This is a genomic window from Neobacillus sp. SuZ13, from assembly GCF_030123365.1.
Lineage (GTDB): Bacteria > Bacillota > Bacilli > Bacillales > Cytobacillaceae > Neobacillus.
On sequence record NZ_CP126107.1, the window covers coordinates 5,760,102 to 5,786,933 of the forward strand.

The window sequence follows — 26,832 nt, forward strand, 5'->3', positions numbered from 1 at the left end:
AATAAATCCTAAAAGTTAACAATCAATTTTTGTTAGTATAACAAAATATTAGGAGGCAATAAAATGAAAAAATATACAGTTATTACAGGTGCAAGTTCTGGTATTGGATATGAAACAGCACTTGCTTTTGCTGCTCGTGGTAAAAATTTAGTCATTGTGGCACGAAGAACTGAGGAGCTTGAAAAACTAAAATCAGAGATCGTGAAAGTAAATGCAGAATTAGATATCGTTATAAAAACAGTTGATTTATCAAATATAAAAAATGCTTATACATTATATGAAGATTTAAAGGAATATGAAATTGAAACGTGGATTAATAACGCAGGATTTGGCAATTTTGCATCAGTTGGAGATCAAGATTTAACTAAAATTGAGAGAATGCTTAATTTAAATATCGAGGCTTTAACTATTTTAACTTCTCTTTATGTGCGTGACTATTCCACAGTTGAAGGAACACAATTAATTAACGTTTCATCAGGTGGGGGTTATACGATTATTGGAAATGCAATCACATACTGTGCTTCTAAATTCTATGTAAGTGCCTTTACTGAAGGGCTTGCACATGAATTAAAAGAAAAAGGGGCAAGCATGCAAGCAAAAGTATTAGCTCCTGCTGCAACTGAAACTGAATTTGCAAAAATATCGTATGATTTAGAAGAAAATGTTAAGTTTGAAGGACTTCTTCCTAAATACCATACAGCCAAAGAAATGGCAGGATTTATGCTTGATCTTTACGATAGCGAAAAAATAGTTGGAATTGTAGATGGTCTTACTTATGAATTTCAATTAAAAGATCCAATTTATCCTTATGCAGTAAGAATGAGAAGCTAATAAGGTTGATTTATCAGCGATATTCAAAAATTTCTGGATTATTATCTTTATACTTTTACGTATATAAGAAGTTCTTTACTAATTGTATTATCCTATCAAAAAGAGGTTCTTCCATTAGGAGAACCTTTCATATATTTGTTCAACTAACAGGTTAGGTAAGTTCAAGAAGCTATCGAAAATGGATAGTAGGAAGGGCCCAGTTTAGCGAACTGAGCCTTTTTATTTTGATTACAAAAACAGATACAAACAGCGGTACAAAATTAATTACATATTTGATTGCATTTTCGGGTTTTGTGATAGGAAACTGAACCCGTTACTCTGTTGCTCTTCTATTTTTTATAATTCCGACTTGACCGATTGGAATAATAGTATTATAGTATTTTTAAAATATACATAATCGTTATAGGGGGATTAAAATTGGATACTATCTTGATCATCATTAATATTGCCGTTTTCCTACTGCTTGTCGTTGGATTGTTCGCGATGCAGAAAAAGCATGTGTCTTTTTCTAAGCGTGTATTTACTGCACTGGGTTTGGGGATTGTTTTTGGATTTATCATTCATCTTATTTATGGGACAACGTCCAACATTACGGTAAAGTCCATCGATTGGTTTGCGATCGTTGGAACGGGATATGTAAAACTATTGCAAATGGTTGTCATGCCGCTTGTGTTTATTTCGATTGTTGGAGCATTTACGAAATTAAAGTTGACTAAAAATATCGGGAAAATTAGTTTTCTTGTGATTGCCATTCTTCTTGGAACGACGGCTATTTCTGCAGCGATTGGAATTGGTTCCGCGCTAGGATTTGGCCTGGATGGAATTCAATTAAATCAAGGGGATGCCGAAGCAGCTCGAAATGCTGAATTGGAACAAAAAGTAGTGGGCGTTCAAGACATGACGATTCCACAGCAAATCATCGAGTTACTTCCAAGTAATCCATTTGCAGATCTAACAGGTGCCCGTCCAACCTCTACAATCGCCGTTGTTATTTTTGCCGCAATTGTGGGTATGGCTTACCTTGGAGTAAAGCGAAAAGATCCGGAGCATGGGGAATTTTTTGCAAAAATCATTGATACTTTTTACGCGATTATCATGAGGGTCGTCACACTTATTCTTCGTCTTACTCCATATGGTGTACTTGCGTTAATTACGAAAGTGATGGCGATGAGTGATTATGCAGCGATCGCGAAATTAGGGAAGTTTGTGATTGCATCCTATGTGGCTTTAATTGCGATGTTTGTCGTGCATCTGCTGCTACTATTACTAGCTAAATTAAGTCCTGTAAACTATGTAAAAAAAGCATTGCCTGCACTAACATTTGCCTTTACTTCTCGTACAAGTGCGGGGACATTACCTTTAAATATCAAAACACAAACAAAAGACTTTGGTGTATCGGAAGGGATTGCTAACTTTGCCGCATCTTTCGGACTTTCCATCGGCCAAAACGGCTGTGCTGGTATTTACCCTGCAATGCTAGCCGTCATGGTTGCACCTTCTGCGGGCATCAATCCGTTCAGCCCATCGTTTATTATTACGCTAATTTTAGTAGTAGCGATTAGTTCATTTGGGGTTGCTGGTGTTGGCGGCGGCGCCACATTTGCCGCATTGATTGTTCTATCCGTATTAAACCTGCCAATTGCCATTGTCGGACTATTAATCTCAGTTGAACCCTTAATTGATATGGGTCGTACCGCCTTGAATGTCAGCGGAAGCATGACCGCCGGCGTGCTGACTGGTAAGATCACAGGTGAATTAGAGAATGAAGTTTACCAACAGCCTAGAGTAATCGAAGCTTAATAGAATTTACGGGATAGCCTTAATAAGGGCTATCCTTTTTTGTTTATCGATCATAGGGATAGTTCTAGTAGTCACTTTCACCTCAAAAATGTCCCTGTTTTTTTGAGGTGCTCGCGGACCGCCCAACTACCAACTTATAAACATTTCAATATATAGAGGATAATTTGCTTTTAAGGTGAATAAGTAATAAAAAATGATTAGTTAAAAGGAAACGAAGATCGGGGGTAAAATGGAAACTGGTATCGGAAACTTTATGAAAAGAAAATTGATTGCAACAAGTGTTTCCACTATTGTTACTACGGGACTGTTATTGTTTTTCAGCATTCAAGCTAATCCTGAAGATGTATATAATCAAGGAAATCAATTCATTGGTTGGTTTTTATTTTTTTTAATTTATATTGGAGTTATTGTCCTAATTTACGGAAATCTGGTGTCTATAGGAGTAGAGTATATTCAAAGAAAATGGTTTAGGCAGCACGATTGGTTATATGTATTAATTGTTGGTGCATTTGGATCGGTAATCGGAGTAGTTCTAAAAGAGAAAACACTTGCCTTTTATGGTATGTTTGCTGCAATACTGTATGCAGTGATTGATAAATGGCTATATAAATGGGCGTCAAAGAACAAACGTGTGAAAATGCTTTTTCTTTTTCCACTTGCTTTCCTATTCATAGCTTGGGGATATTTACAATTCATTTCTCCGCCAATGCCTCCATTTACAAAAGAAAAGGCTGTTGAATTCGCCACTGATGGTTCTGAAGGTACTACCATAGAAAAATTCCCTAAAAAAATAGGGAAATGGGAAGGCACTATTGATGGATATCAAGTAAAAAGAGAAACGAATGTCCAAGAAAAGGAAGACGAGGTTTATATGGTTACCTTTACGGAAAATTGGAGTAAGGGATCGGTCAAAGGTTATTGGATTTTATCTTATCAAGTAGAACGGGGATCTTCATCCGCTAGTGCAGAAAAAGGCACAATGCCACCGTACTACGAAAACAATTAATTCGAACCTTATAAAAAAATCAATTCTTACTTAGTAAGTATTGGCTTTTTCAAAGACCGCCGGCGTGCTAACTGGTAAGATCACAGGTGAATTAGAAAATGAAGTTTACCAACAGCCTAGAGTAATCGAAGCTTAATAGAATGTACGGGATAGCCTTAATAGGGCTATCCTTTTTTGTTTATGGTTTACGAAATCCTCCCCTGTGGTTTTTTGAACAGCACTTTTTAGCCGGAATCTACTAAACTATTAATTTCTATGAATTCACAAAGAAATAGTGAAGTTTCCGGTAACAAATGGGACAGATTCGCAAATAAACTTTCTTTTTTTACGATTATGAGGACTAAAAGTGGAGAAATTTGGCCACCTAAGAATTATATCAGCGAATAACGGGAGTTTATCAGCGAATATGACCTTTTTATCAGCGAATTCCGATGTTCTATCAGCGAATTCTCGGATTCTATCAGCGAATCCGTTTCAATGGGCGAATTTTCCCCTTTAATGAACGAATTCCCTACGATTCATTGAGAGAAAACACACTTTTATCAGCGATTTATCTCCCCAAAAAACAAAAAACAGGCATTTGAGCTGGAACAAATCATTATTTTTCCCTCTTAAGCTACTTTTTCATTAAATCTCTGTCATTAGGAGTCTGCCATTTTTTCAAATAAATTATGACACACTCTGTAGGATAAATAAGCAGATACGCTTCCAAGAATCAGAATAGAAATTGGAAAAAGATAAATAAAAAGAATAGTTAAAAGTAGGATACCCACTAATAACATTGTTTTTAATGGATAGGCGATTGCCATTGTCAGTGAATTTCGAATCATATTTTTCCAATTTGTATTAAAATGAGCCATGGCAGGAAATAGATACACCGTAATGGCTAAGAAAATTAGAGTAACAAATCCGAGGATAAAGAACGATCCGTTAAATCGCATGATGTGATAATCAAAATATAGAAAGAATGCTAACAAGAACCATCCGATCGAAATTCCAAAACTTTGCACAAAACACTCCCGAAATAATGAAAAATAGATACGAAAGATACCATTAATATCCCTGCCTGAAACCCATTTCCTCACTACACCATATAGGGCAACAGTTGGGGCCAAAGCTGCTGAAGTACTCCTAAAAAAACTAAGTAAACCATCCAACCGCTTTAGAGAATATAGGCTCCCTACACAAATGGTCATTAGGAAATCTTTTTAGAAAAATAACTTGCTCTAGGGAAAATAAAAAACCAAGGAATCCTTGGTTTTTTGTTTGTTTTTTATAACCAATATTAACGTCTAAAAGGCATTATAGTATAAAGTTATTTAAGCTATTATCCAGTCCCTCATTATTTATTCCGATATATTGTAAAGTTATTTTAGGGTGCGAATGATTTAACATCATTTGTAGTTTAGCAACGTCCTTTGTCTGTTTGTAGTACCAGTAGCCAAAAGTTTTTCTCATGGTATGGGTTCCTATACCGTCCTCTATATCCACCATTTTTGCGGCCTTATTTAGCTGTCTATAGGCTTGAATCCGTGTTATAGGCTTATCACCCTTACGGCTAGGAAATAGCCATTCTGACCCCTCTAACGTCTTTATATATTCATTTAATTCCTTGTAGACATTAGCTAAATGAATTGTTCTAGGCTTATTTGTTTTACCTTCCTTAACAGTGATTTTCTTTTTCTTCTTAATATCTTTGACCCTTAGATTTAATAGATCAGTAACACGTAAACCGGTATTGATTCCTAAAAGGAATAAAATATAATCCCGATCACCACACCACTTTTTTAAGGACCACTTCATATCGATTATCTGGTCGTAGTCTCTTAGTGGTTGAACATCCTTAATTTCATCTTTTTTACTCAATTTTGTTAACCCCTCCTTCATATTCAGTAAAACCAAGTTTCCGAATGTAACACTTTTTGTTTAACGTTAATTTAGCTTAAGATAAATTACAATAGTCCAAGAGCACGAATGTAACTTTTTATCTATTAAGTTACCAATTTCTTTTCTTTTCTCGTGTGCGAAAATCAATATAAATCCTTATTATTAATTTGGAGGGAGCAAATTGGCCAAAAAGCACAGGGTATTTATCTATTAGGGGGTAAATACTAAGTGTCCTAACCAAGCCAAATCACACCGAACCTCAAATGCTAGAGAACTTTTCGCTGGGACAATGAGTATGACAAAATAATGATAGAAGGAACTAGTAGGTGTCCTGTGGCCCGAACAACATTACTTTTCTAAGTTTATTCCCGCTTAGACTAGGAATAATGGTAATAAGGGTTTTAAGGAGGCTATTATTAAAACGTGACATTTTTAAATGATTATTTATGGACACCTTTTATGGTGTTTTCTTTAGGATTTTTATTGGTGAAATTTGCTGGAAAGAGGTCAGTTGCGCAAATGACTGCCTTCGACCTGATGTTTATACAGATCATGGGAACTGCTATAACTGAGCCAATTGTTTCAAAAAACAACTGGTCAGCTGCTTGGTATTCTTTTGCAATTGCTCTTTTATATATCATTTTATCGAGACTGGCATTAGTCAACAAGTTGAAGTATTGGATTTCTCACAGCCCCACTTGTTTAATTCGGGGAGGGGATATCGACGAAAAAGGGTTAGCAAGAGTTCGATTAACGGTTGAAGAACTTCAAGGTATCCTTCGAACCAAGGGATATACTAGCATATTAGATGTGGAGATGGCGGTGATGGAGGAGTCTGGACAGGTTAGTATCATCCCCAAGTCTGATAAAAGACCCTTACAACCCAGTGACCTAAATCTTCAACCTAGTCCTACCTTTATATCAATCCCCTTAATTATGGACGGTGATATCATCCAGCATAATTTAAAGTTCGTACATAAAAATTTGGATTGGCTGTATTCTCAAATGAGCATCCATCATCTCAGAAAAGAGGACCTACATAAAATTACTTTAGCTACTTATAATCAACAAGGTAATGTTGAGTTTGATATTAAAAAAAAGCGTGATGAGACTATTAGCACTTATAAACCGGGGAATGAGAACTAACATAAAAATAGCACTTTTCGGTTGGAGGATTAGGGTGAGCACCTGAGCTGGTAAATAGACGGAAGAATTCCGCTTAATTAGTAATTATGATTAAAAAAGGGTTAAATAGACGGAGAAATTCCGCCTATTTACTCGAAAAGTTCGAAAAAGGGAGATTTTGCTTTGCATAACCGGAAAATCTCCGTTTATTTTACTTTTGCTGGTTACTCAATTAAGGACAAGACATCTTATTTAAAATGGAGTGAATTCCAAGTTTTTATATTCCTATTAAAGAAACTCGCCATTTTTTTGAACTGACCCAAAAAAGTTAGACAAATACTTTTATGCAACTTTTAAGACTTGAGTTCGGAATTCTACTGGACTCAGGTCTTTTAATTTTGACTTCATTCTCTTGTGATTGTAATAGTAAATATAATCAGCTAATTCCCGTTCAAAATGCTCTAAACTATCAAATTCCTGTAGATAAAGGAGTTCGGACTTTAATAAGCCAAAGAAATTTTCCATGACTGCATTATCAAAACAATTTCCTTTCCGGGACATACTCTGTGTAATTTGATGTTGTTTCAATTTTTTTTGATATTTTCCCATTTGATAGTGCCAACCCTGATCTGAATGAAGAATGACCTTGTCTCCGGGCTTAAGACGTTCAATTGCTTGATTTAACATGTCTCCTACCAATGTATATACAGGACGATTCATGACGCTATAGGCAATGATCTCACCATTACACAAATCCAGGACAGGAGAGAGGTAGCGCTTCTCACCAAATAGGCGGAATTCTGTAACATCTGTTACCCATTTTTCATTCATATTCTCAGCAGTAAAATCTCGATTTAAGACATTCGGAGCTATTTTGCCTTCCTTACCTTTATAAGATTTATACTTCTTCATACGCACCATACATTTTATCCCCATATCATTCATTAAACTATTGATGGTTTTGGGATCATGGTGGAAACCTCTTTTTTCTAATTCTTTCGTGATTCGACGGTACCCATAACGACCTTTATGTTCATGGAAAATCTCTTTAATTGCATCCTTTATTTTTTCATATTTATCAGGCTGATTTAATCGTTTTTCCCAATAATAATACGTGCTGCGTTTCATGTCAGCGACTTCAACTAGATCCACAACCTCATACTTTTGCTTTAGATCAAAAATTACTTGCGCTTTGATTTTGTTTGTAATTTTTCCTGCATTTGAACTAAAGCATTCAACTTTTTTAAGTAGGCAATCTCCATTTCTAAACGTTCAACTTTTGATTGTAAAAACTCCAAAGATTCTTCGCTATGTATTGGTTTGTTGGCTTTTTGTTTCTGTGTTTCTGTTTTCACTGTTTCTTTTTTCATGGATGGACGCCCCTTTTTCTTTAATTTAAGGGCATCAATTCCATGTTCCTCGAACTGCCTGCTCCATTTTCGAATGGTAGAAGGATCAGCTATCTTAAAAATAGCAGCTGTTTCATTCGGTGACGTCCCGTAGTTATTCATATATTTTAGTACGTCTAGTTTAAACTCTGTTGAGAAACTTGTATAGGATTTTTGAAACGCTTCTACACCGTTTATCTCGTATTGCTTCACCCAAGTTTTTATGAGAGAAGAGTGTGCTCCAATGGAATCACCAATCTTTTGATAACTATCATTGCCATTCAAATAGCGCTGAGCAGCAGCTATTTTATCCTCCGAATTAAATTTAGCCATAAAAAACACCCCGTAAATGTTAGAATGGTGTCTAACATTTACGGGGCAGATCATTTTTCTATGGCGAGTTTTACTTTTTTATATTCCAATATGACTGTCATTCCGGCACGTATTTTAAGAAAAGCACCTCAAACTTTTCATTGCATGCTATCTTTGTCCTTTTATTTTCCGTTCTCATGTTTGGGAACATTACATAGAGCTAATTAAATCTGCTATTAAAATATAGCGCTGCGGTGCGTTGCCAATGTATGAAAATGGATAACAGGTCGTAACCGTCAGGGTAGCCCTCGGTTTAGGGACAATCACGGTCCGATCATCGGCATCAACAATTCGTGTTCTTCTTACTTTATAGGTAAACTTGCCCGCAGATGTCCTTACAATGAGTAAATCACCTTTTCCGATCTTTCCCAGTTGTCTAAACACCGTATCCCTGTGTCCTGAAAGAACGGAATTATCCTTTTCGCCAGGCAGCACGCTACCTGCAAAATGGCCGACTCCTTTTTCCAGTTCATCTTCATTTGCCCCATGAAAAATCGGCAAGGTCTTAGAAAGCTTCGGGATTTCCAAGTCTCCGATCCGATCCCCTATTTTGTAACGGACTGCGTAAAGTGACTTCGAATCAACTTTTTCTTTTACTGCTTTGGGTGCTATTTTTTCCTGTTTATTTTGGAATTGACTCTCATTTGTTTGTTGAAAAATGGGCCTGATGTTTGATAACACAATCCCTAATCCTACAAGGACTAGGAGGATGCTCATCCACTTTCGAGCCGGAATTTTCTTTTTCATTAGGCTTGCTCTTTCCTCTTGCGATAAAAAATAGCACCTACAAGAATCATTAATGAACCAACCAGTACCCAATCCATATAATGGCCTGCTGTATTTGGAAGTTTACCACCTTTAATCGTTCGTGGCTGCTTTTCCTTTGTGCTTATTACAGCCGTTTCGATTTTTTTCACATCTTTTACCGTTTCATCTATTAATTCAGAATTAAGCATGTCTGCAGGAAATAACACATCCGCAAGAAACTTACCCTCTTTATTATAAAGCTCGATTAACAAGCCATAACCTTGTGCATCTTTCATCTTGACAAGCTCATTAATGGTAACTGGTTTCTTTTTACTGTCCTTGACAAGATAAAACTTAGGCTTTAATTCAACGATGTTAAAGATTTCATCTACAATGCTGGCCAACTCGGCAGCCTGTTCAGTTGTAAGCTCGCTGGCCGTTTCTAAATCAATAAATGGTTCAAGACGTTTCTGAAATGATGCCATTTTTTCTTGAACCGTCGCTTCATCTAGTTTGAGGCTTTCAAAATGGGCCATCATTGCCATGATTTCGGTTTCTGTAATGCCTATTTCGGAAACAATATCCTCTATTCCATTTCCGCCGCCCAAATACAAAGCTACAGCCATATCCAGATCTTCAATCGTTTCATAATCGTCCAGTGAATCGTCATTCTTTTTCAATAAATCCTTCAATTCCTGAAGAGTCAAATCATAATCTTCAAGAAGTTCATTGAGGTTTTCATCTGTAATCGGGGTGCCGATGTCTTCTGTATAATAATAAACAGTATCCTCAAGGGCATTCATATATCGAAAGACATCCTTAATATTTTCACCTTTTTCCATTTCCCCGTTTTCGATAAGGAAGGCAACAAGGTCTGCTTCATTTTGAAACTCGTAATCTTTTATAAATTTCTGTAGATTTTCTTCAGTAATTGGCTCACCTAGCGTTTCTTTTAATTCATCAATCGTAGAAAAATCTTTCAAGCTCATATCATAGTAATATTCCAGATAGGAGTCTAAATCCTCTTCTGTCCACTTCGTTTCGGTTAAAAATGCGTTTAACTCATCTGGCGCGACTGCATTACCTACAGCTGGAAAACAACCAAACAGAAGGACAACCGCCAATAAAATCTTTTGAAATTTCATCACTTTTTTATTTCCCCCTATATTTTTTAGAAAAAAAGTGTTCCAACTATGTATTTTAGAGGAAATATGAGGGTAAAAATAGAGTCTTTTTGACGAAATATATGGAAATTAAGTAGAAGATTGTAAAAGAGGTTTCCTCACTTTATGATTTTTCCCAAAGTTAATTTACAACTTATTAAAGAACATGGTTTTTTATTTTTCGTAAATAAACTAAAGAGAAAGAAAGAAAAAGGATCAGATCCATGATTCACAAGGATCTGATCCTGTTTTAGTGATAACCTGTTAGGGACTTTCCCAAGCCTGTCACATTTCGCGGTCTAATGTTCTAGCACTGCTACTGAGCGTCAGGAAGCTGTGATTTCTCCTCTTGTTTTTCAATTTTTATAGCACATGCCTTAAACTCGGCTGTTCCGGCAAGTGGATCGGTAGCAGGATTGGTTAATAGATTTGTATTTACCTTATCAGGAAAATGAAATGTCATAAATACTAAGCCTCTTGGCTGCTTATTGCTTACTCTTATTTTAGTGATAATACTTCCTCTTCTGGAGCTTACCCTGACCGGATCACCATCGTTAAATCCATATTGAGCTGCATCATCTGGATGAATTTCTATCGCTTCCTCCGCATTTTTCACCTTCTTATAATTACTAGTTTGTACCCCAGTATTATAAAATTGGAGTCGACGTCCTGTTGTCAGCATCAAAGGATATTCCTTATCTGGGACCTCCGCTGGCGGCTGGTAATGGGTAGGCATAAATGTCGCTTTCATGCCTACATCTTTTGACCATAAGCGGCCATGGAGAAATAATGTACCTGGATGATTTTCATCAGGACACGGCCATTGCAGACCTCCTTCTTCGTCAATTCGCTTATACGTTACCCCGGCAAAATTAGGTGCTAGCAGACGAATTTCCTCCCAAATTGCCTCCGCCGACTCGTACTTCCAGTTAGCGCCCATTTTATTCGCAATATCCTGCACGATCTCATGATCATGACGGGATATGCCTGGCCCTTTTAATGCAGGACGGACTCGTTGGATGCGGCGTTCAGAATTGATCAATGTACCATCGTTTTCAGCCCATCCTTTTGCTGGGAGGACTACATCAGCCAGCATGGCGGTTTTTGTCATCAAAATATCTTGAACGACTAAAAAATCAAGATTCTCAAAAATCTTCTGGATTCGATTTCCATCGGCATCTGATTGTACAGGATTTTCGCCAATCACATAAAGGTATTTAATTTCTTTCTTTTCCATTGCATCTAGCATTAATGTCTGATGTTTCCCCATCTTTTCAGGGACGGGTACACCCCATACTTGTTCATGAAGCTTCCTGCCTTCTGGATCATTGTAATTCCAGCCGCCGACAAGGCGATTTGGCAAAGCTCCCATATCTCCGCCGCCTTGTACATTATTTTGTCCACGCAGCGGATTTAGACCAGAACCATATTTTCCAATATGACCGGTTAATAACGCTAAGTTAACTAGAGCAAAGACATTTTCAGTACCGTTATGGTGTTCCGTTATGCCTAACGTCCAGCAAATCGTTGCTTTCTCAGCGGTAGCATACAGGCGGGCAATTTCGCGAATATCTTCTGCTGGTATGCCAGTAATTTTTTCAGCATATTCCGGCGTATATTGCTGGACGGCTTCTTTATATAGTTCAAATTGTTTTGTGGCATTTTTAATAAAATCCTTATGCACTAAATCCTCTTCAATAATCACATACCCCATCGCATTCGCAAGTGCAATATCCGTTCCCACCCGAACAGGTAAATATTTATAGGCAAGCTTTGCTTGATCGATTCGGCGTGGATCAATTACAACCATTTTTGTACCATTTTTTATCCCGCGACGCATATGATTAAAAATGATTGGGTGACACTCCTGGGTATTGCTTCCCCAAACAAGAATAACATCCGTATTTTCTAATTCATCATAGGACCCTGTCGCTGCACCCGTACCAAACACAGTCACCAGACCGGTGACACTAGGAGCATGTCACGTTCGGTTGCAGCTATCAATATTATTCGTGCCGATGACCGTACGCATCAATTTGCTAACAAGATAGTTTAGCTCATTCGTCGATCTAGAAGAACTGAAGCAGCCAAATGCATCTGGACCCTCCTTCTCTTTTATGGCTGAAAATTTTTCAGCTATAAGTGTCAAGGCTTCATCCCAACTGGCAGGCATAAGCCTGCCATTTCTTCGAATGAGCGGCTCCGTTAATCTTCTATCACTATGGATGTACTCCCAGCCAAGTGCACCTTTGACACAGGTTTCTCCATGACTTGAAGGATTTTCTTTATGTCCTTTCACTTTACTGATTTTTTCATTTTCCACCTCAACATCAAGACCACATCCAGTTCCACAGAAACTGCAAATGGTCTCAACTAGTTTTACATGAGTTTCTATGACAATAACCCCTCTCTATTAACCTTGTTTTCTCGTAATTTCAAGATTCAACAATTCTATCTAGTCGAGTATAAACATTCAACGAATGTTTTCTTATAAAACCAACCGTAGTAATGCCTAATTCTTCGGCAAGTTCGAGGGCTAATTCTGTAGGAGCTGATTTGGATAAAACAACCTCACACCCAATTTTGGCCACCTTTGCTAGAATTTCAGAGGAAAGACGTCCGCTAAAAACAATCACTTTATCTCTTAATGAAATTTGATTACGTAGACAATATCCATATATTTTGTCCAGTGCATTATGTCTACCGATATCTACTCGGGAAAGAATGATTCCGTCTTTACTACATAGAGAAGCATTATGAACTCCTCCCGTTTCGATAAACTCACTTGAGCTTTTTTGCATTTCCTCCATTAAGTGAAAACATTCTTTATATGTTATTTTTACGTGAACGTCTTTAAATTTGCGTGACATTTTAGCATCATTGAAAAAAACAAATCCCTGTCTGCTCTTTCCACAACAAGAGGTTATATATCTTTTTGAGTGGAATTTTTTGTAAAAATGATTAACGTAGTTTGTTTTAACATGGGCAAAACCTTCTTTTACTTGAATCCAAATATCATCAATGTCCTCAAAACCTCTTATTACCCCTTCTGAAACTAAAAAACCAATGACCATATCCTCTATATATTCAGGGGTACAGACTAGTGTCGCAAATTCATTTTGATTCAATTTGATAGTGATCGGATGTTCGGTAACAATAGAATCTTCTATTTCTTCAATGTTCCCATGTGTATAACGGGTAATAGTTCGTTTAATAATTGTATTCTTCACTTCCACTAGTTCCTCCCCGTATACTTAACTAAAAACGCAGCCTATGTGCCTTTAATTTAAATTGTAATTTCTGCTTCTTTTTGTTTTCGAAGCTTCGAAATCTCAACACGTATTAACAATGAAAAAACTAGTGCAATGATAAATAATCCTGCAAAAAAGGTTAAGCTTCCTGCGTAAGTACCAGTTGTATCTTTAATATATGCTGCAAACATTGGACCTACGAGACCGGCCGCTGCCCATGCTGTTAAGATATAACCGTGAATCGCACCCAGCTGCTTTGTTCCAAATAAATCACCAATATATGCTGGAATGGATGAAAACCCTCCACCATAACAGGATATAATAACGGCTAGCATGACTTGGAATAAAAGAATATTTGATGTATGCGGTAATAGAAAAAACAACCCGATTTGGAGAACGAAAAATGTGGTGTACGTGTTTGGACGACCTATATAATCAGACATGGATGCCCATCCAATCCGGCCCAATCCATTAAAGAGTCCAATTGCACCCACAAGGGCCGCTGCTGCGACAGTATCGATGCCAATCGATTCCATTGCCAGTGGTTTTGCAACAGCCAAGATGGCAATACCGCACGTGACGTTGATAAAAAGCATCAGCCACAAATACCAAAAACGGCTTGTTTTCACCGCTTCGTTCGCAGTCAATTCGGATAAATCTAATCTTGGTTTAGCTGCACCTGATTCGACTTTTGCCTTATATCCCTTTGGCATCCATCCTTCAGGTGGTTTTTCCATATATAAGGAGGATGCAGTCATCAGCACAAAGTAAGCGCTCCCTAAAATAAAGAAGGTGTTGGCTACCCCCACACTTTCAATTAGGCTATTCATAATGGGACTAGAAATAGCTGCGGCAAAGCCAAACCCCATGATGGCAAGACCAGTAGCAAGTCCACGACGGTCAGGGAACCATTTTACTAATGTTGATACGGGAGCTATATAACCAACTCCAAGGCCAATTCCTCCCAACACGCCATAAAAGAAATATAGTAATAATTTCGAACCTACTAGTACCGCAAGCCCAGAACCAGCAACACCTACTCCAAAAAAAGTTGCTGCCAGCAGTCCAGCTTTTCTAGGTCCATGCTTTTCAACAAAATGCCCTAAAAAAGCAGCCGCGAGACCTAAGAACAAAATGGCAATACTAAATGTGAAAGCAACTTCAGAATCTGACCAGCCAAACAAATCTTTTAAAGGAACAGTAAAATTACTCCAAGCATATACAGAACCGATTGAAATGTGGATTCCGACACCAGCTGCCGCGATAAGCCATCGATTCTTATTCGTTTCTGCCATACAGCATAGTCCTCCTCTTTTTTATTCAATTTGAATACATCACAACCACCAATTTCTTCAATTGATCAGGCATACACCCCTTATAAGTAGTTTTGAGCACACTCCAACTTAGGGCAGGCGTCCATAAAATATCTATGCAGTAAATGCGCAGATAATACGATTTTTAAAGCGGGATGTCAGAATCATAGGTGCACTCTGTTCATAAAGAAAGAGGCGTCCCAAATTAATTAAACAGACTATAAAGAGGATACGATGTTCAATATGAGGGTAAGGTATGAAAAATGGCTGAATATGATCGTGCACAATTCAGTAAAGAAGAAGTATTACCTCATTTAGTAAAATCGTTACAGAGTGACCATAGAGGGGTTCGTTATTGGACTGCACAAATTGCTTCATCTTTTCCTGATAAACAACTAATAGAACCACTTTATTCTATGGTGAATGAAAAGGATGCTGATATAAGGTGGGCTGCTTATATTGCATTAGAGGCAATTCGTGACAAATCAGTATTATTAATTCTAAAGAATGCGTTACGAAATGAAAAAGAACCAGATAACTACGAAAAGCTGGAAGACATTATTGAAAATTATGAGTAGTTCTTCACTAACGGGTAGCAATAGTTGCAAAATTTTTTGTTATTGTCTTGACGGTTAGGATATTTAAGGGAGTAAATTATTCATCGTGTAATTCTGTATTTCGAGGACAAAATATGTTAAGGGATTGTACTGGAAAAGCACTGCCCATTTTTTAATAAGGAGTGAAATGAATGGCTGATAAAAACGATCGCAATCGAGTCGATAACGATGCTGGTGAGGCTGTAGGTGCTGTTGTTGGTGCTGTCTCTGGTGCTACCGTGGGTCTTGCTTACGGTCCGATTGGTACTGTAGTAGGAGCAATTACAGGTGGAGTGATGGGTAACAATCTCGGCGAAGGAGCCAATGAAGCTAATGACGGTGATGCGAATCGAGAAGATTAGATTAATACAAAGAGGTACATGCATTAAGACTTTCAAAAAGGGAGTCCTTTTATTTTTCTATTAATTAATCTTTTTTAGGTAAATTTCCAAAAAAGATTGTGAAATGTTTCACTTAAAGTAACGGGTAGCGTTAGTAAAACAATCTAAATTCTCAATGAAGCCAAAGTATGGATTATTTTATTCACTCAAATGCATATTTTGGTTTCTTTATTATGCAGTAGGTTTTTTATTAATTGGTAAATCTCTTGGCGTACATTGGTAAAAAAGATGGCAAGGGTGGTAAAATCTTGTGAACGTAATCAATAATGCCTAGAAAACGAAAAAGAAGTCTACCTCATAATAGAGATTAGACTTCTTTTTCGTATTATTGTTGCTTTTCAAATTGGAGAATCCCTTTGTCAACAGATACCCATCCCTTATAGCCAAGATGGATGGTATCCTTAAAGAAATATTTATCATATTCATGACTGGATAAATCTAAAATAGGAAATCCGTTCTTTTCAACCTGTTTTTTTACCTTCACATAGTAATCCGTGCGTCCTTTGGCTGGAAACCCAGTATAATCTGACCAGTAACCATTAACAGGAACGGAAACAAATAAGGGTTTTGCACCTGCTTCTTTTAGTACATCGAGAACCAGCTGCAGATCTTGATATTGTTTCGATGTTGCATAACTGGCTCCCTTTTTGTACCCGTGAAGTTTGTCCAATTTAGGTTGTAACATTGCTTTATAATAAAAATCATTCACAAAGAACGGATTGTCTGCCGCTTTTTTTGCAGCCAAATGACTGGCCGCATCTTCAAGCTCAGCCCAGGATTTGTTCTGTGTGAGGGCTGGTTTGGGATGTAGCTTTTTCAAATGAACATCGAGTAAAGAAAGAATTAAATCCCTTCGTTCTAATACATGTAAAAAGCCATAAGCAAAGGGCTTGATGACCATCGCTTTGGTTTGATGCCATTTATCATGATATAAATTCGCCTCCAAAAGCGAAGAAAGCATCCAATCACTTTTTACAACATTATAGGCTAAAAGGCGTTTTGAGCCTTCTATTACTAATGAGTGATTTACCTTTGGGTTTAACGCAAATTGGTACCCTTGTAAAACAGAAAAGTTGGGTGCGAAGTGGGATTCATCCGAGCCTTCAGGTACAAACCATTGTGGTGATAAGACGAAAACGATTCTTTTGCCCTTCAACTGATCTGCATGTGCTGAAAAGTTTAAAAAGTGAAGAAGTGCCTCCGTTCCCCCTCTTCCGACTAAAAACGGCGTGAAGCCCTGTGGATTCACATGAAAATAGTTTGACGGATGAAAAGGGTCTAATCGAGCCAATTCCGAAGAACCATAAACAGGCAAATAAGCAGGATCATCTAACATCTTTTGTTGAACCAAATATCCTTGAAACATATTGGGGTCTAATCCTACAGATTCTCGCTCCACCAACTTATCATTAATCCAAGGCAGTAACCATTGCGCTGGAAACAACAACAGAATGGAGAATAAGATGACTGCCACCATCAAGGGTTTAAAGGAGGAGCGGACCATTAACGATTCTCCAATTGACCAATAATTGCATTCGGAGTATTCCATTCTTCTCTGTCAAAATCAGAAATCCCCACTGTAATTTCTAAACGTTCTTCAATTTCAACAAGCAATGAAACCGTTCCGAACGAGTCCAATAGACCTTCCTTAAATAAATCAATATTTAAATTTTCACGTACGATATCCGTATCACAAATCTCTTCTAAAATATCTAATACTGTCTCTTTAACTGACATGATCATTCCTCCTAATATATTAAAATAATCGACCGGAAAAGATTAAAAATCCAAAGCAAATGAAGTGGAAGGTGATGACAATTGCGATTGCATGTGTCCATTTATTCTTTTTCCAGAATGAATATTTTTTGTTTTTTCGTTCAAACCAATCAAAACTGATGATTAACAGAGCATGATATAATCCATACACAATATAATGAAGTTCTAGACCGTGCCACACACCCATTAATAAAAAGAGAAGCAGATAACCGAGATAGGAAATGGTGAAACGGTTTTTAATCCACTTTTTCTTTTGCATCATGAAGGCAAATCGCATGTACACATAATCCCGAAACCAAAATGAAAGTGACATGTGCCAACGGTTCCAAAAGTCTTTAATATTTCTGCTCATAAAAGGAAGATTAAAGTTTTCAGGCGTTTTAATCCCCATAATATAGCTGAAACCGATGGCAAAATTGCTATAGCCAGCAAAGTCGAAAAATAAATATAAACTGTACAGATACATATAACAAATATCGGATAGCGGCGTATGATTTTGGATAAAAAGGGTTGAAATTAGTTTACTATTGATAAGAAACCCGATAATAAATTTATATAAAAAGCCTAAAAATATCTTATTAATTCCTTTATAAAGAAGCTCATGATACTCTTCTCTGGTTGGAACATTATCTATATCCTTTTTAAAGCGTTTATAACGGTCAATTGGACCGGAGGATATAGTGGGAAAAAACAATAAAAACGAAAGCTGTTCTTTTAAGGTTAAAGATTTTAACGAGCCATCTCGAATATCAATGACCATTTGGATATTTTTAAAGGTTAAATAAGAAATTCCTAAAAAGCCAAACCAGTAATTCAATTCGAAGGCAGGCAGGATCTTTATGAACAATAAAGGGATGATGGATAGAAAAATAGCTAGATAAAAGACCAGTGACGAATTTCGCTTTGATCGATACCGTAAATAAACAGAAACAAGGATGATCTCCCAAATGACATAGGCCATAAGGGAATACGCTTGGTGAAGGTCAGCTCCAAATGCCAGAAAGAGAATGACAACCGTAACGAAAGCATTATACCCACCTAACCTCTTTTGCCTGTATCCAGCTGCGACGACAGGGATAAGCAAGATGCCCACAATCATAAAATAAAGTAAAGTGGCATAGGGCGTCATGCAGTAACCTCTTGTAATACTCGTTTGCGGTCAACCTTTCCGTTATTTGTCATCGGAAGAGCCGGTCGATAAACAAACTTTCTCGGTATCATGTATTGCGGTAATAGAGCACGCAGTTCTTTTTTTAAATGACTGGTAACGTGAAATTCCTTTTCGAATTCATGTGGAGCGGGAACAATCACTGCTGTTAAAAATTCGCATTTTCCGTCTTTGTAATTAGGCACAATCATGACGCTTTGCACTAACGGCAGGGAAGAAAGCTGCGCCTCAATCTCTTCTAACTCCATTCGGTATCCATTCACTTTCACTTGGAAATCCATTCTTCCAGCGTAAAATAACAATCCATCTTTTTTATAGCCAAGGTCTCCTGTTTTATAAGCAGGCTCCCCATTGAAGACGAAAAATGATTTAAGAGTCAAATCTGGCTGGTTCAAATACCCTTTGCTTACATGTGGGCCTGCTATGATGATTTGGCCTTTTTCCCCATCTGGCAGTTCATCAAATGTTTCTGACAGAATATAAACTTCGCCATCTTCTTTCGAAATCCCAATTGGTAATGATTCGTACTTTTCAATCAAAGAATCATCCACTTTGATAGAAGTTGCTGCCACTGTACATTCAGTAGGACCATACGTATTGAAAATAGTGGCTTCTGGGAACCTTTTTCTCAATTTTAAAGCTGTAGCATTTGGTAAAGCTTCTCCGCAAAATAAAAATGTGGTTAATTCAGGGAGCAGAGATGCTGAAAACTGTTCATCTGATAGGCAGTAGTCCACAAAGGATGGAGTAGATGTCCACACATTCGCGGAGGACTTTTCTAGCGATAAAAATAATTCTTTTGGCGCTGCCACATACTCTTTTGGCAGCATCCAAAGGGTTCCTCCTAAGAATAAACAAGGGTACAGATCCATCACTGACAAATCAAACGAAAAAGGTGCTTGGTTTAAAAAGACTTGATGGTTTGCTAAACCGAAGTCATTCGTCATCCAGTGAGTAAAACTCATTAAATTGTTATAAGAAATTTGGACCCCTTTTGGATTGCCTGTGCTCCCTGATGTATAAATGATATAAAAGTTTTCATCGTTGAGAACATATGACTCGGAAGAAACGGTTTTTCCTTGATTCCTTACGAATGCATCTCGTAAACGATCACCATTCAAACGATGGGAAAGATGTTCGAATCCTGCTTGAGGCAGCTCAATAGGAGATAACATCATCTTAGCCCCAGAATCTTCTATAATTTTTGCCATTCTTTCATCTGGTATAGAGGTATCCACCGGTATATACGGATGACCTGCTTTAACACATGCTAGAAAACAAACAAGCATCAAAGGTTCCATATGACCATAAACCACAATAGGAGTAGAATCATCCAGCAAAAGATTGTTTAAAAAATAAGCTAAAGACTCGGACATATTATAAAGCTGCCTATAGGTAAGGCTCTCATTTCCGCATGAAAAAACGGTCTTTTCAGGATATAATTCAGACCATTTTTGTAGTTGTGAATAAAAATTCATGGTGTCACCTCTAAAATTCGTTATAAATAAAAGTACCGGAATTTTTAAATCCATAAATGGTTAGTAAGCCTAACAGAATTAAAAAATAATATAAAAATCTCATCATCCACCTTGTGGTAGGATGACAGAATAAAGATTTTACATAATGAAAAAATGAATTCATAAATGCCTCCTAACTGGGAAGTAAAGCACTTGATGATTTTACTATAAAATCCTATTTGATTTAGGATTTTAATCAAAATTTAATCCTTGGCTTTTGACAGATTAGTGGAATTTAGAATAAAGGGAGCAGGAAATGTATGAGGAATTTAATATTTTTGAAAAGGAACGGATTTTTGTAAAATATTGAGATTCCAGGATTAATATTAATCTTAGTACTTGTACTAATTGTTTTTGGACCTAAAAAACTTCCTGAACTTGGTCGTGCTGTCGGCCTACTAAGAAAAAAACTTCAGTTTACATTAGAGATTTTTATTTAATTATGCAACATTCGAATGGATAGATGATCAAATATTAATCCAATTTAAATCAGGATCCATGATAAATACCCAAGAACTTTTACACAAAAGCGCATAAACTCTACTGTAGAAATAAAAGAGGAGGATGAATATGATTCCTAATTATGATGCATATGAAAGGGTTGGTTTAGGTGGACCAGGCTCAGGTTTTGGTTTCTCTCCGGGTCTTGGTTTAGGTGGACCAGGTTCAGGATTAGGTTATGGACCAGGACTTGGTTTTGGAGCTCCTGGTTATCCGCACCCGCACCCACACTACCCGTACTACCATCATCACCACTATCCATACCACCATTATCCGTACCACCACTATCCATACCATCACCACCACTATCCTTATTAAAATTTGTTAATAAACTTGCCGTTCAAATAAAAGGGAACAGAAATTTCTGTGAAACAGGTGTGTTTCTGCAATAGTAGAAACGCCTGTTTCCTTTAGGAACGGTAGGCTGATTAGTTGAAGAACAATATGAAAAAGAAGAAGCAAAAAATTTGTGGTTAATCAGTTCGTAAAGACTTAATTAAATGAGCATAGACTTCTCAGGTATGATGAGAAGTCTAAGGAAAATGGACAAAATAGCTTATTCAGATAGCTAAAAAAGTAGTTAGGCAATATTAACATGCTAAAGTAAATATTTCTTAATGAGAAAGTAATGTCACTTTGTTAAACAAAATGAAACAGGTACCCAAAAGGGCACCTAGAGTAAAGGGAAAAAACTTTTATTTACATATAATATTCATTAGTGTCTTATTTTGTACGGGCTATAATTTATCTAACTTTTATCAATTTAGGTCTTGATAAAATTAATGGAATGCCCCCATTGGTATTAAAAAATATCCTTCAGGATTTCATGTTGTGTACAAATAGCAACATGAGAAATGAAATACCGATCATACTTGATACCCATAACCATGCCAATTCCATATTTCCGGAATCAATGGCTACATAAATCGCGGTTGGAATGGTTTGGGTTTTTCCTGGGATGTTTCCAGCAAACATTAAAGTCGCTCCAAACTCCCCCAATGCTCTCGCAAAACTCAATATTGCACCTGAAATGATCGCTTTCCGTGCAAGCGGCATGGAAATAAACATAAATAATTTGAACTCATTTGCTCCGTCCACACGAGCGGCATGCTCAATTTCTCCATCAATAGCTTCAAACCCTGTCTTAGCTGATTGATACATAAGAGGGAAAGCGACAACTGAAGAGGCTATTACAGCCGCCCACCACGTAAACATAACAGGTTGTTTAAACAATTCTTCTATCATTTGTCCTATTGGACTATTCCTTCCAAAGATAACAATTAACAAGAAACCTACGACAGATGGCGGCAATACCAGCGGTAAAAGGAACACAGTTTCAACTAAGGTCTTCCCTTTAAATCTCGTATTAGCCATCACCTTCCCAAAAAATAATCCTAAAATTAATACCCATACCCCGGAGACAGCTGCTATCTCGATGGATAGTCTGACTGGTGACCAAAAGTCAGTTGCCATTGTCTATTAATTTATTCCTTTGAATCCAAACTTCTCAAAAGTTTTCATCGATGTTTCATTTTGTAGATAATCATAGAATAGTTGGGCTTCTTTAGGATGGCTGCTGTTCTTAATCACACCTAATGGATAAATAATTGGGGCGTGAGTATCTTCCTCCGCGGTGGCAACAATTTTTACTTTTTGAGAAACTAAAGCATCTGTTTTATATACTATTCCTGCGTCCACATTGTTCGTCTCTACATATGTAAGTACCTGCCGAACATCCTTAGCATATACCACTTTTCCTTCAATCCCTTTCCAAACATTTACTTTTTCTAATGTTTCCTTCGCATATTGTCCTGCTGGCACAGCTTCAGGGGTACCAATGGATATTTTATCTGTTTTGGTAAGGTCCTCGAATGCTTTAATCGCTTTTTTTGAATCGTTTGGTACCACTAATACTAGTTCATTTCCAACTAAATCTGTTCCTTTGGACTTGTCGATTAGTCCGTCTTGCACCAGTTTATCGAATTTGTCCTCAGCGGCAGAGAAGAAAAGATCGACAGGTGCTCCTTGAGAAATTTGCTGCCCAAGTGCTCCTGATGCTCCAAAGTTATAGTTTACTTTCACATTAGGATGTTCCTTCTCAAAGGTTGCTGTAATCTCATTTAAGGCATCTTGTAAACTAGCAGCCGCTGATATCGTCAATTCCACTTTCTTTTCAGAAACTTTTTTATTCTGTTCTACTGGCTGTTTCGTTTGTTCATTAGCTGAACATCCAGATAAAACCAGTACTAATACCAGCATAGAGTAAATTAAAAGTTTTTTCATTATCCCCCTACCCTTCTAACTGTTTATAATTAGTTATAACTTATTATAATTAGTTATAACTGAAATGAATATAAGAAAAATCACATTTTTTATCAGGAATATACTTTTTAACAGGTATTCAGTTAAAATAAAAGTTGGAGGGATGTAAATGTCAAAGGAACTTTCCTATACGATCGAAGAGGTGTCGCAGCTATTAAAGGTATCGAAATTAACCCTTTATGACCTGGTTAAAAAAGGGCAGCTACCTGTATTCCGTGTAGGTAGACAGATGAGAATTGATTCAAAAGACTTGGACGTTTATATAAACAAACATAAGACAAATCAAAATACTACATTCCCACCTCCTGCTGCCGATTCTAACAGGAACGAAACAAAGGAATCCCCTAACATTGTCATTAGCGGGCAAGACCTAGTTTTAGATATATTAGGTAAACACATCGAGAAAAATTCAGCCTATAAACCATTAAGATCTTTTACGGGAAGTTTAAACAGCCTAATCTCCATGTACAATGGAGAGGGTGACATTGTTAGCTTACATCTTTTTGATGGGGATACTGGACAGTATAATCTTCCGTACATAAAAAAAATATTAGTGGGATTTCCATTTATTTTAATAAACCTTCTCTCAAGAAAAGCAGGTTTTTACGTTAAAAAGGGCAACCCTTTAAATCTCACCTCTTGGACTGATTTAAACCGAGAAGATGTGAAAATTATTAATCGAGAGAAAGGGTCAGGAGCGCGAATCCTTCTTGATGAACAACTCAGAATCAACGAGATTCCTTCTAGAAACATAAAGGGTTATGACCAGGAAGAGACCAACCATTTAAGCGTGGCTTCCGCTGTCTCGACTGGAATAGCTGATATAGGTGTGGGAATAGAAAAAGCTGCGAAAATCGTTGGAATTGATTTTGTTCCATTAATAACAGAACAGTATGACCTGGTTATTATAAAAAACCCCAAAACGGAACGACTAATAAACACCGTAAAGGAAATTTTATCATCCAGTCATTTTCAGACTGAAGTTAACTCTTTAGGCGACTATGATACATCCCAGACGGGGAAAGTTATTTATGAAACATATTAAAAAAAGAAGGCTGCTGAGTTTTCAGTAGCCATTTTTTTTATGAAAATAATATTCATTTATCTGAGACAATTCCTCTAAGAGCCGACCCCGCGGTCCTTAGGATCTGCATTTTATTATTTTCCTATGTAAAGGAAGAAAAAAGCTAAATACCACAAAATACAACGGTATGGAGATGAAGAAGCTCCAGCCATGAGGCTTCATATATCCCACTTTCCTCATTCCCCATTCAATTAACGTTGAAATGATGGTAAAAATAATGACTAAAGTCCATTTATTTGTTTTCTTAAAATAGTTTAAATAAATAACGGCTAGAGACGAAGGAATTAAGCTGTAACTTAGAAACTCTCCTATTCCCGTGATATTGGGGTTGCCGAAATCAACCAAGTCAAACATTTTTCCAAATAAGGAATCACCAATCCAAGCAAAGTACCCAATAACCCCAAATGTAATATACCATTCCCTCCACCCGATCTCTTTTTTGGGCATAAATAGTGCATATAAAAACAATAGCAACGATAAGCTGACCGGCAGCCAATTTCCTTGAGCATGTAAATCTAAATTCTTTATTATTGAACTCACTCAAATCACCTCATATTTACTATCTCCAAAATTAAAGGTGATTATTTCCAAGTTACTTTTGGGCATAGAAAAAAGACCGCCGAAGCGATCCTAATTGTTATTTTGTGTATTTCTTTTGAAGCCATATAAATACATTTGTTATCATTTTTGCTGCTATAAATCCTAATACATATATAATCAATAGATAAAAATAATTCATATTTCCATACATCCGGAACAAGCCTAACCCCGAGAGTATAGGTTTAAAAACAAATGAAAAAAATACTGCTGTAATTGTAGAATACACGTAGAAATTTTTGTTATTATTTAGCGTCCATTGATATACAAGCATAAAAGTAACCGGCACAATACTTGTATCTATAGATACACTAGGAAGGAACGGTACTAGTGGAAATGGATAATTCCACTTTCCACTATTTATCGCAAATATGTCTATGTACGCAGCTAGCACATGGATGCTATAGCCATAAAATGCGATTAAAAACATCTTAGTCTTATCAATTTTGAAGACTAGAAAGATGAGTGGGACTAAAAGTATCGCCACCATGATCCAATATTCTAAAGAGGCATATAGCACATGGTCTCTCCAATAATCAATAAATGCATCCGTTGACTCTTTTCTTAATTTCACCGCTTTATCAAATTGTACTATTCGACGGTCTGACAATTTTATCATCCTTTTAAATAGGTAATAATGTTTATGATTACCAGTAAAAAAGATAATATGCCTTACTACAAATTAATCCGATCGTTATTATACCTATCTAATTGTTCTTGTAAAATCATTATATAATTCGTCATCGCCATTCTAACGATCGAAGGATAGTAACGATTGTTAAGTTCTTCTTCACACTCCTCTAAATCCATCTTTTTTACTGCAATAATTTTATTTAATTCTTCTAAGCTCATTGAACTCCACCCCTATAAAACTAGTTTTATAGTGTAAGGATAGACAAAAATTTCATAGTTTATACCAGTCAAGCATCTTATAAAAATGTAATATTTACCCCAGACAAAGTCCATGGGGGCGGTTCTCAAAGGCAAACTAGCCTCAATAAAGCTATAAGAACCGTCCCTATGGAGTATGGAGTTATTTTTTTGCCGTCATGGAAGCAAGTGCAGATTCATTGAATCCTTTAACGATGAGCCATACTGCTAAAATCATTTCATTAGCTGCTACTGGCAGCGCCAAAATACCACCCCAAACCGAAATTTGCTGAATGACACCGAACATGACTAACAGGGCACAAATAAATACAAGCGCTGCTCCTGTTATTCCCAGGATGGGTATAAACCTGGGTACGAGCTTGGTTCTATAAAATATATAACTGTACATCATTGTATTGATACCCAGCATGAAAAGTGGCCCAAGCATAAATGTCCAATCATGTACCGCTTTTAAAATAGTACCTGATGCATAAAACGAGGCCGAATCCTGGGCACCTGCTGCTACAAATTCCCGGCTTAAGGTCAATAGGGACAGGACGCTGATTACACCAACGGTAATGATAATCGCTTCAAGAAACCTGAAGCATACATGCCAAAGAGCGATCGTTTCATTGTATTTTCTTAAAATAGGAAACATGGTAGTTGCCGTACCAACCGCTGATACGACAAGCATTAATTCCATTACAGCCCCAAGGATTACCTGGTTGGCGTGTTCGGAACCTGTAATCAGATAATCGGGACCCTTTAGGATGGGATCATATAATTTAAGACCGATTATTGCCGTAACGGCCGCCAGTATAAACAGGACTCCCACAATTTTTGCTGCCCTTTTGTTTGAATTCATGTTGTATCTCCCCTTTTTTTTATAAACTCAAAGCTTTGTATCTTCCCCATAAAAGAAGACCTCTTCCAACGGTAAGCTAAAGGCATGAGCAATTCGAAAAGCGAGTTCTAAAGATGGGGAGTAATTTCCCTTTTCGAGTGCCACGATGGTTTGCCTAGTTACCCCCACCTTGTCAGCAAGTTGCTGCTGGGTCATTTCATTATGGTTAAATCGTAATTTTCTGATGTGATTGCCGACAAGCGTCTTTCCCAT

Annotated in this window: 29 protein-coding genes; 9 read left to right on the forward strand and 20 right to left on the reverse strand. The window is 37.1% G+C overall.

Going from position 1 to position 26,832, the window contains the following annotated elements; translation table 11 throughout:
- Positions 1-63 precede the first annotated feature (63 nt).
- From QNH17_RS28240 to QNH17_RS28250, 3 genes are all read left to right on the forward strand, one after another.
- On the forward strand, positions 64-831 hold the full coding sequence (locus QNH17_RS28240; RefSeq protein WP_283876608.1) for an SDR family NAD(P)-dependent oxidoreductase: 768 nt from the start codon (positions 64-66) through the stop codon (positions 829-831).
- A gap of 417 nt (positions 832-1,248) precedes the next feature.
- The gene (locus tag QNH17_RS28245) at positions 1,249-2,631 is read left to right on the forward strand and encodes an L-cystine transporter (RefSeq protein WP_283876609.1); all 1,383 of its coding nucleotides are present in this window, start codon (positions 1,249-1,251) and stop codon (positions 2,629-2,631) included.
- A 229-nt stretch (positions 2,632-2,860) separates the two neighbouring features.
- The gene (locus tag QNH17_RS28250) at positions 2,861-3,637 is read left to right on the forward strand and encodes a hypothetical protein (protein WP_283876610.1); all 777 of its coding nucleotides are present in this window, start codon (positions 2,861-2,863) and stop codon (positions 3,635-3,637) included.
- Between the two features lie 641 nt (positions 3,638-4,278).
- Here the strand turns inward: QNH17_RS28250 and QNH17_RS28255 are convergent.
- Complete coding sequence (locus QNH17_RS28255; RefSeq protein ID WP_283876611.1) at positions 4,279-4,833, reverse strand: YesL family protein; 555 nt, start codon at positions 4,831-4,833, stop codon at positions 4,279-4,281.
- A 106-nt stretch (positions 4,834-4,939) separates the two neighbouring features.
- Positions 4,940-5,440: a tyrosine-type recombinase/integrase gene (locus QNH17_RS28260; RefSeq protein ID WP_481858641.1), complete on the reverse strand. Its 501-nt coding sequence runs from the start codon at positions 5,438-5,440 to the stop codon at positions 4,940-4,942.
- A 507-nt stretch (positions 5,441-5,947) separates the two neighbouring features.
- Here QNH17_RS28260 and QNH17_RS28265 point away from each other — a divergent pair.
- Positions 5,948-6,670 (forward strand): DUF421 domain-containing protein, encoded by a 723-nt coding sequence (locus QNH17_RS28265; RefSeq protein WP_283876613.1) that lies wholly within the window; start codon positions 5,948-5,950, stop codon positions 6,668-6,670.
- 321 nt (positions 6,671-6,991) lie between these two features.
- On the opposite strand, the gene QNH17_RS28270 is transcribed toward QNH17_RS28265, so the two are convergent.
- From QNH17_RS28270 to QNH17_RS28295, 6 genes are all read right to left on the reverse strand, one after another.
- Positions 6,992-8,370 (reverse strand): IS3 family transposase gene (locus tag QNH17_RS28270; protein WP_283876058.1). Its coding sequence is split into 2 segments (ribosomal slippage): positions 6,992-7,896 and positions 7,896-8,370, totalling 1,380 coding nucleotides; the frame shifts between segments, so codons are not numbered across the junction.
- 189 nt (positions 8,371-8,559) lie between these two features.
- Positions 8,560-9,156, reverse strand: a complete 597-nt coding sequence (locus QNH17_RS28275; protein WP_283876614.1) for a class D sortase — start codon at positions 9,154-9,156, stop codon at positions 8,560-8,562.
- Positions 9,156-10,301 carry a processed acidic surface protein gene (locus QNH17_RS28280; protein ID WP_283879620.1) on the reverse strand — a complete coding sequence of 382 codons (1,146 nt, stop codon included), beginning with the start codon at positions 10,299-10,301 and terminating at the stop codon, positions 9,156-9,158. The genes QNH17_RS28275 and QNH17_RS28280 overlap by 1 nt, the downstream gene beginning before the upstream one ends.
- A gap of 334 nt (positions 10,302-10,635) precedes the next feature.
- Positions 10,636-12,720 carry a formate dehydrogenase subunit alpha gene (gene fdhF / locus QNH17_RS28285; protein ID WP_349632596.1) on the reverse strand — a complete coding sequence of 695 codons (2,085 nt, stop codon included), beginning with the start codon at positions 12,718-12,720 and terminating at the stop codon, positions 10,636-10,638.
- A gap of 34 nt (positions 12,721-12,754) precedes the next feature.
- A complete protein-coding gene (gene fdhD, locus QNH17_RS28290) occupies positions 12,755-13,549 on the reverse strand; it encodes a formate dehydrogenase accessory sulfurtransferase FdhD (RefSeq protein WP_283879622.1) in 795 nt (264 codons plus the stop codon).
- 56 nt (positions 13,550-13,605) lie between these two features.
- A complete protein-coding gene (locus tag QNH17_RS28295; protein ID WP_283876615.1) occupies positions 13,606-14,865 on the reverse strand; it encodes an L-lactate MFS transporter in 1,260 nt (419 codons plus the stop codon).
- Positions 14,866-15,146: 281 nt separating this feature from the next.
- Between QNH17_RS28295 and QNH17_RS28300 the strand changes: the two genes are divergently transcribed.
- Positions 15,147-15,461, forward strand: coding sequence for a HEAT repeat domain-containing protein (locus QNH17_RS28300; RefSeq protein ID WP_283876616.1), 315 nt, complete (start codon positions 15,147-15,149; stop codon positions 15,459-15,461).
- 170 nt (positions 15,462-15,631) lie between these two features.
- Positions 15,632-15,841: a hypothetical protein gene (locus QNH17_RS28305; RefSeq protein WP_283876617.1), complete on the forward strand. Its 210-nt coding sequence runs from the start codon at positions 15,632-15,634 to the stop codon at positions 15,839-15,841.
- 364 nt (positions 15,842-16,205) lie between these two features.
- Here QNH17_RS28305 and dltD read toward each other — a convergent pair whose 3' ends face one another.
- The 5 genes from dltD to QNH17_RS28330 are packed head-to-tail and all read right to left on the reverse strand — an operon-like array spanning position 16,206 to position 20,465.
- Complete coding sequence (gene dltD / locus QNH17_RS28310) at positions 16,206-17,384, reverse strand: D-alanyl-lipoteichoic acid biosynthesis protein DltD (protein WP_283876618.1); 1,179 nt, start codon at positions 17,382-17,384, stop codon at positions 16,206-16,208.
- Positions 17,384-17,617, reverse strand: coding sequence for a D-alanine--poly(phosphoribitol) ligase subunit DltC (dltC, locus tag QNH17_RS28315; RefSeq protein ID WP_420491385.1), 234 nt, complete (start codon positions 17,615-17,617; stop codon positions 17,384-17,386). The genes dltD and dltC overlap by 1 nt, the downstream gene beginning before the upstream one ends.
- Positions 17,618-17,636: 19 nt before the next feature.
- On the reverse strand, positions 17,637-18,785 hold the full coding sequence (dltB, locus tag QNH17_RS28320; RefSeq protein ID WP_283876619.1) for a D-alanyl-lipoteichoic acid biosynthesis protein DltB: 1,149 nt from the start codon (positions 18,783-18,785) through the stop codon (positions 17,637-17,639).
- On the reverse strand, positions 18,782-20,302 hold the full coding sequence (gene dltA, locus QNH17_RS28325) for a D-alanine--poly(phosphoribitol) ligase subunit DltA (RefSeq protein ID WP_283876620.1): 1,521 nt from the start codon (positions 20,300-20,302) through the stop codon (positions 18,782-18,784). The genes dltB and dltA overlap by 4 nt, the downstream gene beginning before the upstream one ends.
- Before the next feature lie 10 nt (positions 20,303-20,312).
- Positions 20,313-20,465, reverse strand: a complete 153-nt coding sequence (locus QNH17_RS28330) for a teichoic acid D-Ala incorporation-associated protein DltX (protein ID WP_283876621.1) — start codon at positions 20,463-20,465, stop codon at positions 20,313-20,315.
- Positions 20,466-20,646: 181 nt separating this feature from the next.
- Here QNH17_RS28330 and QNH17_RS28335 point away from each other — a divergent pair, with 181 nt between their 5' ends.
- Positions 20,647-20,781, forward strand: a complete 135-nt coding sequence (locus QNH17_RS28335; RefSeq protein ID WP_349632597.1) for a twin-arginine translocase TatA/TatE family subunit — start codon at positions 20,647-20,649, stop codon at positions 20,779-20,781.
- Positions 20,782-20,911: 130 nt separating this feature from the next.
- Positions 20,912-21,160 carry a hypothetical protein gene (locus QNH17_RS28340; protein WP_283876622.1) on the forward strand — a complete coding sequence of 83 codons (249 nt, stop codon included), beginning with the start codon at positions 20,912-20,914 and terminating at the stop codon, positions 21,158-21,160.
- Positions 21,161-21,658: 498 nt separating this feature from the next.
- On the opposite strand, the gene modB is transcribed toward QNH17_RS28340, so the two are convergent.
- Together modB and modA are read right to left on the reverse strand one after the other, a co-directional pair.
- Positions 21,659-22,315 carry a molybdate ABC transporter permease subunit gene (gene modB, locus QNH17_RS28345; protein WP_283876623.1) on the reverse strand — a complete coding sequence of 219 codons (657 nt, stop codon included), beginning with the start codon at positions 22,313-22,315 and terminating at the stop codon, positions 21,659-21,661.
- 6 nt (positions 22,316-22,321) lie between these two features.
- Complete coding sequence (gene modA / locus QNH17_RS28350) at positions 22,322-23,125, reverse strand: molybdate ABC transporter substrate-binding protein (RefSeq protein WP_283876624.1); 804 nt, start codon at positions 23,123-23,125, stop codon at positions 22,322-22,324.
- A gap of 148 nt (positions 23,126-23,273) precedes the next feature.
- Here modA and QNH17_RS28355 point away from each other — a divergent pair, with 148 nt between their 5' ends.
- Complete coding sequence (locus tag QNH17_RS28355) at positions 23,274-24,209, forward strand: helix-turn-helix transcriptional regulator (protein ID WP_283876625.1); 936 nt, start codon at positions 23,274-23,276, stop codon at positions 24,207-24,209.
- A 96-nt stretch (positions 24,210-24,305) separates the two neighbouring features.
- On the opposite strand, the gene QNH17_RS28360 is transcribed toward QNH17_RS28355, so the two are convergent.
- From QNH17_RS28360 to QNH17_RS28380, 5 genes are all read right to left on the reverse strand, one after another.
- Positions 24,306-24,788, reverse strand: coding sequence for a hypothetical protein (locus QNH17_RS28360; RefSeq protein WP_283876626.1), 483 nt, complete (start codon positions 24,786-24,788; stop codon positions 24,306-24,308).
- A 97-nt stretch (positions 24,789-24,885) separates the two neighbouring features.
- On the reverse strand, positions 24,886-25,464 hold the full coding sequence (locus tag QNH17_RS28365; protein WP_283876627.1) for a hypothetical protein: 579 nt from the start codon (positions 25,462-25,464) through the stop codon (positions 24,886-24,888).
- Between the two features lie 56 nt (positions 25,465-25,520).
- Entirely contained in the window at positions 25,521-25,697 is a 177-nt protein-coding gene (locus tag QNH17_RS28370) for a hypothetical protein (protein WP_283876628.1), read from the reverse strand.
- A gap of 181 nt (positions 25,698-25,878) precedes the next feature.
- The gene (locus QNH17_RS28375; RefSeq protein WP_283876629.1) at positions 25,879-26,580 is read right to left on the reverse strand and encodes a DUF4386 domain-containing protein; all 702 of its coding nucleotides are present in this window, start codon (positions 26,578-26,580) and stop codon (positions 25,879-25,881) included.
- 27 nt (positions 26,581-26,607) lie between these two features.
- A complete protein-coding gene (locus QNH17_RS28380; RefSeq protein WP_283876630.1) occupies positions 26,608-26,832 on the reverse strand; it encodes a helix-turn-helix transcriptional regulator in 225 nt (74 codons plus the stop codon).

Bases quoted from the DNA above. Each gene is read 5' to 3' on its own strand.
- QNH17_RS28280 (WP_283879620.1), bottom strand. From the start codon at position 10,301: ATGAAATTTCAAAAGATTTTATTGGCGGTTGTCCTTCTGTTTGGTTGT.
- QNH17_RS28355 (WP_283876625.1), top strand. From the start codon at position 23,274: ATGTCAAAGGAACTTTCCTATACGATCGAAGAGGTGTCGCAGCTATTA.
- QNH17_RS28275 (WP_283876614.1), bottom strand. From the start codon at position 9,156: ATGAAAAAGAAAATTCCGGCTCGAAAGTGGATGAGCATCCTCCTAGTC.
- QNH17_RS28340 (WP_283876622.1), top strand. From the start codon at position 20,912: ATGATTCCTAATTATGATGCATATGAAAGGGTTGGTTTAGGTGGACCA.
- QNH17_RS28370 (WP_283876628.1), bottom strand. From the start codon at position 25,697: ATGAGCTTAGAAGAATTAAATAAAATTATTGCAGTAAAAAAGATGGAT.
- modB (WP_283876623.1), bottom strand. From the start codon at position 22,315: ATGGCAACTGACTTTTGGTCACCAGTCAGACTATCCATCGAGATAGCA.
- QNH17_RS28255 (WP_283876611.1), bottom strand. From the start codon at position 4,833: ATGACCATTTGTGTAGGGAGCCTATATTCTCTAAAGCGGTTGGATGGT.
- QNH17_RS28260 (WP_481858641.1), bottom strand. From the start codon at position 5,440: ATGAAGTGGTCCTTAAAAAAGTGGTGTGGTGATCGGGATTATATTTTA.
- QNH17_RS28375 (WP_283876629.1), bottom strand. From the start codon at position 26,580: ATGAATTCAAACAAAAGGGCAGCAAAAATTGTGGGAGTCCTGTTTATA.
- QNH17_RS28250 (WP_283876610.1), top strand. From the start codon at position 2,861: ATGGAAACTGGTATCGGAAACTTTATGAAAAGAAAATTGATTGCAACA.
- dltD (WP_283876618.1), bottom strand. From the start codon at position 17,384: ATGGTCCGCTCCTCCTTTAAACCCTTGATGGTGGCAGTCATCTTATTC.
- QNH17_RS28330 (WP_283876621.1), bottom strand. From the start codon at position 20,465: ATGAATTCATTTTTTCATTATGTAAAATCTTTATTCTGTCATCCTACC.
- dltA (WP_283876620.1), bottom strand. From the start codon at position 20,302: ATGAATTTTTATTCACAACTACAAAAATGGTCTGAATTATATCCTGAA.
- QNH17_RS28305 (WP_283876617.1), top strand. From the start codon at position 15,632: ATGGCTGATAAAAACGATCGCAATCGAGTCGATAACGATGCTGGTGAG.
- QNH17_RS28300 (WP_283876616.1), top strand. From the start codon at position 15,147: ATGGCTGAATATGATCGTGCACAATTCAGTAAAGAAGAAGTATTACCT.
- QNH17_RS28295 (WP_283876615.1), bottom strand. From the start codon at position 14,865: ATGGCAGAAACGAATAAGAATCGATGGCTTATCGCGGCAGCTGGTGTC.
- dltC (WP_420491385.1), bottom strand. From the start codon at position 17,617: ATGTCAGTTAAAGAGACAGTATTAGATATTTTAGAAGAGATTTGTGAT.
- QNH17_RS28240 (WP_283876608.1), top strand. From the start codon at position 64: ATGAAAAAATATACAGTTATTACAGGTGCAAGTTCTGGTATTGGATAT.
- QNH17_RS28380 (WP_283876630.1), bottom strand. From the start codon at position 26,832: ATGGGAAAGACGCTTGTCGGCAATCACATCAGAAAATTACGATTTAAC.
- dltB (WP_283876619.1), bottom strand. From the start codon at position 18,785: ATGACGCCCTATGCCACTTTACTTTATTTTATGATTGTGGGCATCTTG.
- QNH17_RS28365 (WP_283876627.1), bottom strand. From the start codon at position 25,464: ATGATAAAATTGTCAGACCGTCGAATAGTACAATTTGATAAAGCGGTG.
- modA (WP_283876624.1), bottom strand. From the start codon at position 23,125: ATGAAAAAACTTTTAATTTACTCTATGCTGGTATTAGTACTGGTTTTA.